15 protein-coding genes are annotated in these 11,809 nt (G+C 38.3%); all 15 read right to left on the bottom strand.

Annotated elements, in window-relative coordinates:
• Positions 1 to 1,041, bottom strand: coding sequence for a conjugal transfer pilus assembly protein TraU (gene traU, locus F955_RS13085; protein ID WP_004895584.1), 1,041 nt, complete (start codon positions 1,039 to 1,041; stop codon positions 1 to 3).
• Positions 1,038 to 1,679 carry a type-F conjugative transfer system protein TraW gene (gene traW / locus F955_RS13080; protein WP_004895582.1) on the bottom strand — a complete coding sequence of 214 codons (642 nt, stop codon included), beginning with the start codon at positions 1,677 to 1,679 and terminating at the stop codon, positions 1,038 to 1,040. The genes traU and traW overlap by 4 nt, the downstream gene beginning before the upstream one ends.
• Positions 1,666 to 2,157, bottom strand: coding sequence for a S26 family signal peptidase (locus tag F955_RS13075; RefSeq protein ID WP_004895580.1), 492 nt, complete (start codon positions 2,155 to 2,157; stop codon positions 1,666 to 1,668). The genes traW and F955_RS13075 overlap by 14 nt, the downstream gene beginning before the upstream one ends.
• Positions 2,154 to 2,702: a hypothetical protein gene (locus tag F955_RS13070; protein WP_004895579.1), complete on the bottom strand. Its 549-nt coding sequence runs from the start codon at positions 2,700 to 2,702 to the stop codon at positions 2,154 to 2,156. Before F955_RS13070 ends, F955_RS13075 begins: the two co-directional genes overlap by 4 nt.
• Entirely contained in the window at positions 2,699 to 5,308 is a 2,610-nt protein-coding gene (gene traC, locus F955_RS13065; RefSeq protein WP_004895577.1) for a type IV secretion system protein TraC, read from the bottom strand. The genes F955_RS13070 and traC overlap by 4 nt, the downstream gene beginning before the upstream one ends.
• Positions 5,309 to 5,310: 2 nt before the next feature.
• Positions 5,311 to 6,006 carry a type IV conjugative transfer system lipoprotein TraV gene (gene traV, locus F955_RS13060; RefSeq protein WP_004895574.1) on the bottom strand — a complete coding sequence of 232 codons (696 nt, stop codon included), beginning with the start codon at positions 6,004 to 6,006 and terminating at the stop codon, positions 5,311 to 5,313.
• Complete coding sequence (locus tag F955_RS13055; RefSeq protein ID WP_004895572.1) at positions 5,996 to 6,724, bottom strand: DsbC family protein; 729 nt, start codon at positions 6,722 to 6,724, stop codon at positions 5,996 to 5,998. Before F955_RS13055 ends, traV begins: the two co-directional genes overlap by 11 nt.
• A gap of 2 nt (positions 6,725 to 6,726) precedes the next feature.
• Positions 6,727 to 8,049, bottom strand: a complete 1,323-nt coding sequence (locus tag F955_RS13050) for a TraB/TrbI/VirB10 family type IV secretion system protein (RefSeq protein WP_004895570.1) — start codon at positions 8,047 to 8,049, stop codon at positions 6,727 to 6,729.
• Positions 8,050 to 8,059: 10 nt separating this feature from the next.
• Entirely contained in the window at positions 8,060 to 8,791 is a 732-nt protein-coding gene (locus F955_RS13045; protein ID WP_004895568.1) for a TraK domain-containing protein, read from the bottom strand.
• Positions 8,778 to 9,350, bottom strand: a complete 573-nt coding sequence (locus F955_RS13040; RefSeq protein ID WP_004895566.1) for a TraE/TraK family type IV conjugative transfer system protein — start codon at positions 9,348 to 9,350, stop codon at positions 8,778 to 8,780. The genes F955_RS13045 and F955_RS13040 overlap by 14 nt, the downstream gene beginning before the upstream one ends.
• Before the next feature lie 7 nt (positions 9,351 to 9,357).
• Positions 9,358 to 9,645 carry a type IV conjugative transfer system protein TraL gene (gene traL / locus F955_RS13035; protein WP_004895563.1) on the bottom strand — a complete coding sequence of 96 codons (288 nt, stop codon included), beginning with the start codon at positions 9,643 to 9,645 and terminating at the stop codon, positions 9,358 to 9,360.
• A 32-nt stretch (positions 9,646 to 9,677) separates the two neighbouring features.
• Complete coding sequence (locus F955_RS13030; protein WP_004895562.1) at positions 9,678 to 10,034, bottom strand: hypothetical protein; 357 nt, start codon at positions 10,032 to 10,034, stop codon at positions 9,678 to 9,680.
• Between the two features lie 76 nt (positions 10,035 to 10,110).
• Positions 10,111 to 10,416, bottom strand: a complete 306-nt coding sequence (locus F955_RS13025; protein WP_004895559.1) for a hypothetical protein — start codon at positions 10,414 to 10,416, stop codon at positions 10,111 to 10,113.
• A gap of 28 nt (positions 10,417 to 10,444) precedes the next feature.
• Positions 10,445 to 11,014 carry a lytic transglycosylase domain-containing protein gene (locus tag F955_RS13020; RefSeq protein ID WP_004895558.1) on the bottom strand — a complete coding sequence of 190 codons (570 nt, stop codon included), beginning with the start codon at positions 11,012 to 11,014 and terminating at the stop codon, positions 10,445 to 10,447.
• Positions 11,015 to 11,369: 355 nt separating this feature from the next.
• Entirely contained in the window at positions 11,370 to 11,795 is a 426-nt protein-coding gene (locus tag F955_RS13015) for a hypothetical protein (protein ID WP_004895555.1), read from the bottom strand.
• Positions 11,796 to 11,809 lie beyond the last annotated feature (14 nt).

The raw sequence follows: 11,809 nt of genomic DNA, 5'->3' as shown, positions 1-11,809 counted from the left end.
CTATTTATATGTGATGATACCGACACAGCAATTTTTCTTTCTGAACAACTCATAAGAGAAGTGTTCACCCTTAACTGGCCAAGTACGCCCTGCACCCCATTTAACTGTTGTACGGCCAAACGGCTGACAGCATTTGCCACCGATTTTTTCTGTCTGTGGCTTCGGGTATAACATTTGATATTTGTATGCAGTTTTATCCATTACTGGAAGCGGATATACACCACATAAACCTTGTGAACCGTGAGTTCCCCATGTCAAAAACTGACGATGCATTTTTGCTGCTAAACGTTGAGCAATTAATGAACTAGCCTGAATATGGCTTACGTGATAACCAACATTTCCGGTAAATGGATAGATACTGCCATTACACCCTGCACACCAAAACAAAGCATTAGATCCAAACTTAGCCGAAGCAAGTACACAATCCCCTGCACAAGCTGCTTGAGCTAACGGATTTGCAACCAAGTTAGATTCAGGTGCTAAGATCGCTGATAGTTCATCATCGTTCCACAAAGGATCTAATTCAGTCATATAAGCAATATCTAATTTCCCTGTTTCTAAACAAGGGTGCTCATACATAACTTCTAGCCAATATAAAATTGGGTCTGAATACCAATGTGCTTGATAGAAAGAACTGCGAGTATTGTCATCATAAAGTCTGACTTCGCCTTCCGGTGCTGCTGATCCCACATCAATTTCAGTGCCTAAGCTGACAAAGCAATAAGGGGTACGTGTAACATCAACTCTTCGAGCCGGTTCCCAATAGCCCAGGGTGATGCCTAAAAACATTAGGTCATCAATACAGCTACATAAAACATCAGGTGGATTTTTATTGTCTTCCTGTCCACCACTCCAAACTTCAAGCCCACCAATACTTAAGGGGAAAATACAACTCCAACAAATATCCGTTAAAGGATTGGCAAACTCTCCGGCACATTTAATGTTTGCGTCTTTTGTGTTGTTATTTGATCCGCTATCTTCTGCCATAGCTGAAACTGTTGCGAACATCAAAATGATGCTTAATAGAATTTTTTTTATCATGGCTTTAATTCCTGTGCCGGCATTTCTGTAATCTCTAAAAGCTTTCCTTTCTGTCTCACAATTGCCGGAACTGCTTTAATCCCAAATCTTGAGGTCATGTAACCATACTGATCAAAATAGACTTGTCTTTTCCATTTCTTGGTCAACTCCAACCAAGTACCATTAACTAAAACTGGTGTAACTTTGCGGTCATACACTTTAATTAAGCGCTCTACCGCTTCAACTTGATCTTTTTTATTACCGTCAAAAAACACCAATGTTCGAGACATTGTAATTGTGTCTAATGGATTGATAACGGTTCCGGCCGGGGCAACAATATGGCCTTCATCTGTTGTTATGTTGTTGCTAAGCGTCATCGTTGGATCAAAGCTATATACTTTTTTCTCAGTAGCCGTGGTGATACCTTCAACTGGTTTTGGGTTTTTAGCAGAATGCATTGAACGATCAATTGCTTCTTTTTTCTTTTTGGCTAGTTCGCCAGTTTTTTCCATAGCCTTTAATTTTTCATAGATTGCATCCAGTGCATTCTTTTCTGTAATTTTATAGACTTGACCATGTGTACCAAAGTCTGCGCCCATCGTTGCGGTGACGCAACCAATAAGAGCACAACCTACTCCAAACGTTTTAAAAAATTTCATAAGCTTTACCTAGAATTTCATTTTGTTTGATTAAACCAACTCTCGCATATCTACTGTCATAACCATCTTTAGAAGGTGTGCTTACAAAATATTCACCTTCTTTCAATGTTGTTGCCTTTATTGGTTCTAAAGGAATCCCACGCTCTGACTTTTCTTTTGCAATACCGATTTTTGTTCCATTCACATAAACTTCCCGACCTTTTAAACGCACTTCATCACCTGGAACACCGGTCACGATTTTTACGAAAATTGATCCTGGTTTATAGAATTGATCACCTCTCCAACTAAAACCAACATAATTGCCTTTCTTTACTGGCTCCCCTTTGTGTATGACGTAAACAAGGCCATTAAGACTGTGTGTTACGTTGATGTTATAAATAAACCATCGGTTGCTTATGGCCACCATAACCGCCACTACACCCAACGCTATGAAGAAGTAAAATATGGCATTTATTGTATTGGTTTTATTGAGTTTCATTTTTCAAGTGCTTCTCTAACCTTTTGTGTGTAATCAACAACATTTCCACTTTGAGTTAAAAGCGCTGCTTTATTGATTAAGACACATCCACAATTATTGTTAATGTCGTCAATTGAGCCTTCTAGCTTTAGTAAAAACTGTTTTGTTTGCTCTTCTACAGCTCCGCTATTTAGGCTTGCAGCATCACTATTTTGATAAAGCCCTTGGTTCGCATATAGCTGTTGAGTGACTTTCTTTTCATGTTCAACAAGTAGAGCTTGCACATCAACCACACCGACTTTTACTTGAGACTTTTTGACCAGGTATAAACCGGGGAAAGTGACCAACAAAGAAATAAGCGCTGTTGCAATGACAAACTTTAAACCGCTTATCCACTTATCAATTTTAGAAACCTTTTGACTTGAAACCTTTTCAGTCTTTAATTCAGGCTCTACTTTTTCTTTGTTTTGATTATCTTCATTGATAACTTCATCAATTCTCTGAGAAAGATCCTTTTGAACACCTTCAACTGGACTATCTTCTTTTTTATCGTTTTGCTCACTCATGCTGCTCTTCCTTTTTCCTGTTCTTTCTCTTTTAACAACTGCTCAATAGCTTGAATGGTTGTGTAACCACCCTTCATTAAGTTATCAAGGCGTGTATAGTCTTTAGCGTTTGTTGAAGCCATAGCTAATGAGAACTCATCAGGAATATGTCTTAATAGATGTTCCCCACGTGGAGAACTAATGATCATTTCTGCATACATGCCATTGATTTTACGCAATGACTTAATCAACCGTTGCATGTATGGAGAGAAGCTAACCTTTTTAGAATCAATCAATTCTTGGAAGTTCTTTTCATCTTGGCGCAAGAAAATTTTCCAATCGGCATTCGTATATGCAGCACGTGAAGCTTCATTTTTAAAAGCATCATCAATACCCTGAGTACCAATTCCAAAAATACCGTTATATTTACGTGCTCTTCGATACCCTTCTTCAATAAACTTAGCTGTTTCAGCATCATCACCAAGTAACTGCCAAGCTTCATCAATGAAACATAATTTTTTACGATCACGTGTGAGGTACATTTCTTTCATGATTCGGCTAGTCACACAGAACATCACTACTGAGCGCAATGCCGGTGCATCCTTAAGCTCTTCAAGCTCCAGGTAGATAACATCGTTATCAAATGAAATGTTCGCTTTACCGTTGAAATACGAGCCATACATACCATTAGTTGTGAATGCTTGTAGCTGTTTGCCTAATTCAAAAGCAACTCGGTCTACTTGTTGGCCACCTTGGTCTTTAATTTGCAATAAATAGGCTTGAACATTATCTACGTTGTTCTCATTGCCGTATTCTCTCCATGTAGCACTTAATGCTTCTTCAAGGAGCGCTTCTTGGAATTGATTCAATGAGTTTTTAGGTGATGCCATTTTTGCGTAAATTGGCAACAGCATTCTTAGCTCTTGTTGGAATGTATTTAAACCGCCTTCTTCTTCCTCTTCCGCAACTTGAATCCATGACCAAGGATTCATGCATAAACTGCGTCCACTGTTAAAGTCAAACGTTGTACCTTTCGCAAGATCAACAAAGTTTTTAAATGAACGGCCAACGTCTAAGATGAAAAGTTTAGCGCCTACTGCTCTGTACGCTGCAAGGATCTCAAGTAGCAAAACTGATTTACCGGCTCCCGATACCCCACAAACATATAAGTTGTAGTTACCATCAGTATTCGCATAGAAGTCAATGAAACAAGGCGTTCCCTTTCGGCCAAACAACATTACAACTGGATCACCAACACCTTGCCACTCACCAATTAATGGAGACATATCAATCGCATTAATTGTTGTCTTTGTCGTCATGACTTTTAGTTTTTTAAGGTCATCACGTGTGCTTTTATTTAATGTCATCGGACATGAAACATAAAGTGCCGCAAGTTGAAGGAAGTCCAAAGCAATGATATTGAACTTATTGCTTGACCAAATATTAATAGCTGTCTGTGAGTAGCTATCAATTTTATCTACTGGTGCTATCAATGTGATGATGTGATACATCTCGCACATTGCACCACCATTACTTGTATGGAAAACAACAGATTCCCAATCTTGCTCAATTTCGCCATACTCCGGCTGAAACTTAGCCATAGAAGACTGTGAGTTCTGCTTTGCACGTGCATGTTTTACACGAGCCATTGTTTCAGTTTGGTTTGCATCTAAAGTATAGATGCCACATGTGATGATGTACGGACAAGGATATTGTAAAGAGTCATCAAACATAGCCCCGACAACTTCACTCATTTCCCATAATTGCTTTCTTTTTGGATAGCGCATAACACCATAGCTACGCATTGCTACACGTTCATCTTTTTCATTTTTCTCAGGCACAGCACCGAAAACTACTGATTTTCTACGCACCTCAGCCATGTGACCAATCTTTGTTATTTGCTCTTTAACACGCTTATTTTCATCATATTCAATAATAGGCAAACGCTCATTACTAAAAAGAATTTCCGGATTTAATATGATAGTTAAGTGCGTAATTAATGCATGTGCATCCATGTGAAAAGCAGCTAATTCAGCTTGCTTTAATGAATTAAGCATTGAATGCCTTAAGTTGGTCATCAAATCAATTTCTTTTTGATTTTCTAAATTACCTTCACGTGTTACCGAAATAACCATTGTAGGTTTTTTGATTGAATAATTTGATTGGCTCCCATATAACGGCTCACCAATTTTTCTTTCAAAATAGGCAATCCGTTTTTTCGCTAAGTCGATACCAAAGCTATCAATATCACCTTGTTCTTGAGCTGCTTGGCGTATTTGATAATAACGATCAATCATTCCATCAAATACAGTATTTCCAAAGGTTTGTATTTGAATTCCTGTATCTGCCGGAATTGGAGTGAACATCGTAAGCAAACGATTGACCATTTCATCGTTTGCACCTGTCTGTGGAATCACTTCAAAACAAAAGCCAATTGTGCCTTCATTAAAAAATAAACCTGTTTCCGGATCAAACATGTCGTATTTAAATACTTGATGCATCCCATAGGATTCAAGAATTTTATTAGATAGCTTTACTGGAGAAGGACGTTTTGAGTCATGAGAAACTTCACCTAGAACTGTTTCATTCCAAAACTTCTTCAATGTTGCTTTCATATCTAGCATCATTTTTAGTTCCCCACATTTTGGAGTGGCTTTGTAAATTGAGAAATATCAACGTTCATATTTTTCAATTCTTTAGCTACATTTGCGTCAATATCTCTTTTCCCTGGCATTGGGTTAATTGATTCACCACCTTTTCCACCCAATGGAATTGCATCGTCATCCGGAACAACTGAATTGCCCTCAACACGCATTTTGTAAGCATCTTGATTTCCCGATACAGCACTTACGCTTGAAGGTGATGCTACATATCCACTTGCTGAACTAGGAGCGTATGCCTGTCTTACACGTCTGCTGTTGTGCTCGATGTTCCATTTCCAGTTATCAATTACGATATAAAAGAATTGTTGATCAAACAAAGTACGGTCTGCTGATTCCCAAGGTGCAACCCAAACACGCAATGTTTTTGGATTGCGTAGGATTGGTGCTCCGGTGTATTCCATAGTTGGTAAAACCGATGATGTAGGCTTAGAACGCACAGCCGTATATTCACTTCCCTTTTCAGGGGTTTTACTTGATCTGTTTACCTGTTGCCCTGGAAGGTTATTTGCCTTTGCATTAGCCATAACACCAGTCATCGAGTCACAAACAACCCCATCAGGTGCTTTACAATCAAATGAGCTTTTACCATCCAATCCGTCAAATGTTGCACAACCACTAAGGCCAATACAGAACAATGAGAGAGCTAAAAATTTACTTTGCATTGTTCACCACCTTGTCATGAGATTTTTGTAATTGTTGTTCAATTGCTTCAAGACTCATTGCACCAGGAATTAGAGTGCCATCTTCAAAGATGATGCTTGGAGTACCTTGAACACCGAACCCTGAACCAAATGCGATATTGCTATCAATTGGGTTTTTACATGTTTTTATTTCAGGTTTAATCTTCGCCAACATGTAGTCTTTCATGGCTTTTGCCGGATCTTTTGAACACCAAATATTGATTGCTGTAGATTTTGCTGTAGGGTGAAGCTGCTCTAATGGATATAAGAACGTGTAAATTGTCACATTATCCAAACCAATTAATGTCTGCTCCAATCGAGCACAGTAAGGGCAGTCCGGATCTGAGAAAACGACAATTTTACGTTGCCCATTTCCTTTTACTTCTTTAATTGCATTTTTCAATTGTTCTGCATTTGGGAAATAAACTTTCTGAGAACTATCAGGCGTAGCCGTAATATCTTTTTGAGTATGCATGTCATACAAATTACCAAAGATAAAATAACGGCCATTCACATCTGTATAAGCAACGTTTTGCCCCATGACAACTTCATAAATTCCACTAATTGGCGTTTTTTCAACTTTATTGAAAGTTGTTGCCGGATAAGCTTTTTTTAAATTTGCTGTAGTTTTTTCTACAGATGCACTTACACTAAAAGAAGTTGCCAATGCCAAAGATAATAAAAGAATCGTTTTTTTCATGATTAGTCATCCAATAAGATACGTTTTGAGTTTGAAGAGCCTTGAATGTTTAATCCTTCAACGACTGCGCCCTTTGTAATTAAAATTTCTACTGCTCGCCCTGCGTGAACTTCAACAATTGGGAAAAGCTCTTCTGCTCTGCGTAAATAGAAATCTGATAACTTTTCTGCTGCACCTGAAATAGCACCACCAACTGCACTGTTACGAACATCTTCACCGCTTACAGTACGTTGAACACCTAAAGCGCCCATAGTTGTAGTACCTGTTGTGCTGCTATATAAACCGCCAATTGCTTCTAAAGCACTTGCAAGCGCTGCTGCACTTAAAGCCTGTCCTTGCTTACTAACGACTTTGCCACGGATACCAGGCTTACCATCTTCACCAATCAAGTTGCCTTTAACGTTTATTTTTACTGTCTTACCATTGACGATACAGCTACCACTTTCGATACGTGCATTCACTCGTTCTGTTGATAAAGAACCCCATGCATAGCCCAAGAAACGACACCCTTTAATGTTCATCTTGTAGCTATTTGGCATATCCAACTTGCCTACAGTTTCAAATAAAACCGGAAGTGGATCATTTTGAGCTGCACCACCTGTAGGCGCATCAATACCTGTAACCATAACTACACGGACGAACGAACCATCAGGAATAAATGTTTCTTTCTTCGCTGCTTGTTGCGTTGACGCAACCGAACCACCACGGCCATTATCATTGGTTGTTAAATCAATTAAGGCTGCTTGTCGTGGAGCTGTTCCATTTCCTCTTGCATTACTTGGTAAAGGGATTACTTGTCCAGTAGCCGGATTAACTGTGCTTCCCATTGGATCAGACAAAATAGAGTCACCATGTAAACCTTGACGATTTGGTGGCAAGTTTGCACCAAAGGCAGAAGATGTATTACTTGGTGGATTTGTATTTGTTGGTTGTGCCGGAAGTCTTGGTGTACGTGATGCATTATTTGCAATTCGTTCAGCTTCTTGTACACGTTGATTCATTTCATCAAGTTGACTTTTTAGAGTGTTGATTTCTGAATCTTTATTACTTTGCACTGTTTCAAGATTAGCTAAACGTTCATTTGTTGCTGCCAAATCTTGTGCTGCGCCTGTACGCCACGCTGCATTATCATCAATACCGCCTGGTGGAGTAAGCTTTACATCTTCTGCTTTCGCTTGAGGTGATTGCTTTTGAGCCGGATCTTCGCCTAAGAAAAACAATGAACCAACAACTGCAACAATTAGTAAAATTGCACCAACAACAATAATTGTTAATTGTTTCTTTTTCCGTTGTTCATTCGGATTTAAATCCAAATCTTCACTCATGATTTACTCCTTATCGTTCTCTAACGACATAAACATTAGTAGTTTGACCTGGAAGCAAATTAAGGTGCTCAATAGAAACAGCTACGACTTTTTTTCTATAAAACTCTTGCTCTAAAAGGATCAAGTTTGAATTAGTGATGTTGGTCACTTTATAGTGCTCACCATATAAACCATCACCGTCATATCGACTCGCAAAAGTCATTCTTGCTTCTTTCCATAACGGAATTTGCTGATTAACAAAGCTGCGGCTTATCCCTTCAATTGCCAATTCATCTTGTGGATCATCAGCATCATCACCCATCACGTAAATTAGTTCTTTGATCTGCTGTAGATAAGATTGGCTACCTTTATCTGTAGATGAACCTTCTTTTACTTTTGGCGGTATAAGTATTAATTCTTCTGCACCCAAGCTTGCTGTTGGGCGCATTACCAACTTATAGCGTGTACCTTGGTCATCATTAACAAATGCTGAAATAGTTCTATTTGCATACCAAGGTGCAACCTTGAAATACAAAACGCCTTGAGTTACATCTTTTTCATATTCCAATGCATCAGCAATTGAAGGAATAACACTTGTAATCTTTCGATCTTGAACAACAAGCGCATTTTGTTCGGTACTCGATACATTTACCGTCACATTATCAAGGTATGCTTTGTCTACATGCTGCACAGCTTGAGCAAAAGGGCTAAATAATAATGAGAGCGTTAAAGGTATGAGTGCCAGTTTTTTACTTAGGTTCATTTTGCAAAACCTCCGTGATGTTTTTCGGGAATAGCTGCCCACTCTTCATCACATATTCAAATTTAATTTTCTGAGCACGAGACGTGACAAGTTTGTCTGCTAAATAGGTTTTGGTTACACCATTTGCAATGACTGCTTGTTGTCCTGGGATGTATTGATATAGACCTGTTGTTGACCAAACTTGTGTAATTTGATCACGCTTGATTTGTTCTGAAGCTTTATCAAGATATGTTTTCATATCTTTTTGATGTTCCGGAGCCACACGTTTTAAAAGAGTTCCGAAGTTTTCATCAACATTGATTGGAGTGACGTTATAAAGAAGGTTTACGTTGTCACGTGTCATATCAATGAAATATTCTTTATTCGCTTGATCATTTCCGATGGTGTACTTTGCAGTTTGTTCCGAAGGCATGATTACGACTGTTTGATTCATTAAAATGTATCCAATTAGGCCAATTAGACCTAAATTGGATATACCCATTAAAACGGTTGTAAAGCGACTTGATTTTCTATCGGCAGATAATTCATTGATAGTTTTTTCGCCATTTTTCTTAAGCATTTATTTTTCATCCGAAAAAATACCTATCACCGGAGCCAGGCAATTCCTTTAATTTTGGAGTACCTGAGATCCAATAAAAAAGGTGATGTACAAAGCCTATGTGATAACCGGCTTTCACCTTGTTAAACCAATAAGCTATTGCGATACCTAAAACTAAACCTATAAATGGATGGTTTACCCAATATCCTGCGATAAACAGCATCAATGCCAGGATAGCTACGCTCTGATCAAAGATAAGAAACTTTCCGGGATCATCCAGTTTAGTCGGTACATAATGTTGTAAGTTGTCGCTCATACATCACCTTCTTTTTTATTTAGGCAGTAAGATTAAATAACTGCTGTGAATGACGAGTTAATGATCCCGATCACTACACCAATCACAACTGCTGCAATTAAAGGTAAGAACAACAATTTAAAATCACGTGTCCAAGCGAATGCAGCCAAAGCAAAGATCAAACCACCTAAAATGATCGTTTTACCTAAGTTACCTTTAATCCACCCTTCAACTTTGTTTGCTGAATCATCAAACTCTGCTGCGCCAGTTTGAGCAGCTTGAGCAAGCATCATCAAAACTGTACCCATAGCCAAAATAGCAAGCACCATAAAAACTGTACGAGCAACCGGCTTAATACGAGCCATTAAAATATCCATCTGTTGTGATGGAGTTTGTAAAGCTAATTCCATAATGGAACTCCCTTAAGGTTGTTTTAAAAAAAAGCGCCCCAATTTTTTTATTGTGACCAAGGCTTAACACATGAAATCAATAATCAGTTTGACTATTGCTTTTTTTGACAGTATCCACCGGAACTTGGAACGGACTGTTGGATACTGCCAAATGCTTTTTTGTGCGTACTGGCTTTTCACACCCCTTTTCAGAATGTTCACAAAGGATGAATGCCGTATCACGACCTTCTCCCCCTTGTGGAATAACATTCACATAAGCCTTAACTGGATTAGGTTCACTCATTGGTTGAGCCTTTTCCTTTTTAGGCTTAGGGGGTTCCCCTGCCATTACTGCTGTTGCGGTAACGCAACAAGCAGCTAAAACAAGCACATTGAATTTCATTAGCTATCTCACTCTTGAGTTTTAACGCTTAGAATTGAATAATTCTCGAATCAGAAATCGGTGTTTCCGATTGGTTTTGATATGCAACGACCTGCTTATTTTCATTATTGGCCATTGGGTTAGGTAGTTCCGGTTGTGCCTGATACCCTATCAAGGGCTGATAAACAGCCGGCAAACCGGCCTGTCTTTTATATCCTTCATAGTAGCGTCTAACATCCGTTGCATAGCCACGCATTGCCGTATATGCACGTGAAGCCGGGCCACCGTAGTAACACCCTACAGCAACCCAAATATCGCCCTTTTTCTTCAAACAATCCGCCAATACCCAAGCACCAACTTTTTGAGAAGTGCATGGATCAAATAAATCAGAACGATGAATACCCAACTTATTTAAGCGTGGTAAATGGATTGTATTGATTTGCATCAAGCCTAGCGCTCTATTCCCATCTTTCAATAAGGAACCCACAGCACCAACATGACCTCTGCTTTCTTTCCACCCAATCGCTTTCAATAAATATGGATCATGGCCATACATTGCAGCAGCTTCTTCCCAACACTCAGCCTTGACTGACTGAATACTAAAAAACGCTACAGACAAAACTGAAAGCCCTAGGGTTCTTTTTATGAAGTTGGTTGCTTTTTTATGCATAATTTGTTCACTTTTCACTTCAAGTGTGTAAGACCATGTAAGTCAAATTGCATAATAATTATCACTTTTTTTCTTTTAGCTGTCAAAGTGAAGTCTAAAACAGATAGATTCGTCTACTTAATTTAAATCCAATAAAAACAAGTGGATAGGGTGTTTAAAAAAAACCAAGGAAAATACATCAGTATTTTTATAAGAAAAAAACGACAAAAGTTTTTTAAACAGCAGAATTATGAATTTTTATTGTTTTTTTTGGATAAAAAAAACCCATCTTTCGATGGGCTTGCATTATATAGAACTAATCCACTTAAGCAATAAGCAATTTTTCTAAATAACCAGTATTAAATTCAGTCTCATAACTTTTCTCTTGATACATTTTTCTCAAGATCATATTCAAATAAGCGGATCTATTTGTTTCAATTTCACCTTCTACATAATCAGTGAATTTACTATAAACATCCTTCTTAACACGTACAGTTGTCTTCACACCTTTACGTGTTACACCATCAACAAGCTCTTTCTTATTCACTGAAATCTTGCTTTTATTTGTTACGCAAAATTCAATAATACGTGAAAGAATAAAAGTGAGTGATAGTTCATTTCTCTTTCCATAAAAAGAGGCAAATTCCTTTAATTCAGGCTCAATGTATAACGAATCAACAGTCCTTTGTTCGTCATATAGTTTCCCACTCACATTGCTCATTATTTTCTTTTCAGCCACTAAATCATTCATTTGACCACTCCCCT

Origin of the sequence: Acinetobacter schindleri CIP 107287, from assembly GCF_000368625.1 — a bacterium.
Classification (GTDB): Bacteria; Pseudomonadota; Gammaproteobacteria; order Pseudomonadales; family Moraxellaceae; genus Acinetobacter; species Acinetobacter schindleri.
The sequence above is the reverse complement of the archived record's forward strand: the minus strand, read 5'-3'. Positions and strand labels throughout refer to the sequence as shown.

Excerpts from the sequence above, each read along its gene's own strand:
- F955_RS13025 (WP_004895559.1), bottom strand. The coding sequence starts at position 10,416 with ATGAAATTCAATGTGCTTGTTTTAGCTGCTTGTTGCGTTACCGCAACA.
- traC (WP_004895577.1), bottom strand. The coding sequence starts at position 5,308 with ATGATGCTAGATATGAAAGCAACATTGAAGAAGTTTTGGAATGAAACA.
- F955_RS13075 (WP_004895580.1), bottom strand. The coding sequence starts at position 2,157 with ATGAAACTCAATAAAACCAATACAATAAATGCCATATTTTACTTCTTC.
- traV (WP_004895574.1), bottom strand. The coding sequence starts at position 6,006 with ATGCAAAGTAAATTTTTAGCTCTCTCATTGTTCTGTATTGGCCTTAGT.
- F955_RS13015 (WP_004895555.1), bottom strand. The coding sequence starts at position 11,795 with ATGAATGATTTAGTGGCTGAAAAGAAAATAATGAGCAATGTGAGTGGG.
- F955_RS13055 (WP_004895572.1), bottom strand. The coding sequence starts at position 6,724 with ATGAAAAAAACGATTCTTTTATTATCTTTGGCATTGGCAACTTCTTTT.
- F955_RS13030 (WP_004895562.1), bottom strand. The coding sequence starts at position 10,034 with ATGGAATTAGCTTTACAAACTCCATCACAACAGATGGATATTTTAATG.
- F955_RS13070 (WP_004895579.1), bottom strand. The coding sequence starts at position 2,702 with ATGAGTGAGCAAAACGATAAAAAAGAAGATAGTCCAGTTGAAGGTGTT.
- F955_RS13050 (WP_004895570.1), bottom strand. The coding sequence starts at position 8,049 with ATGAGTGAAGATTTGGATTTAAATCCGAATGAACAACGGAAAAAGAAA.
- F955_RS13040 (WP_004895566.1), bottom strand. The coding sequence starts at position 9,350 with ATGCTTAAGAAAAATGGCGAAAAAACTATCAATGAATTATCTGCCGAT.
- traL (WP_004895563.1), bottom strand. The coding sequence starts at position 9,645 with ATGAGCGACAACTTACAACATTATGTACCGACTAAACTGGATGATCCC.
- traU (WP_004895584.1), bottom strand. The coding sequence starts at position 1,041 with ATGATAAAAAAAATTCTATTAAGCATCATTTTGATGTTCGCAACAGTT.
- traW (WP_004895582.1), bottom strand. The coding sequence starts at position 1,679 with ATGAAATTTTTTAAAACGTTTGGAGTAGGTTGTGCTCTTATTGGTTGC.
- F955_RS13045 (WP_004895568.1), bottom strand. The coding sequence starts at position 8,791 with ATGAACCTAAGTAAAAAACTGGCACTCATACCTTTAACGCTCTCATTA.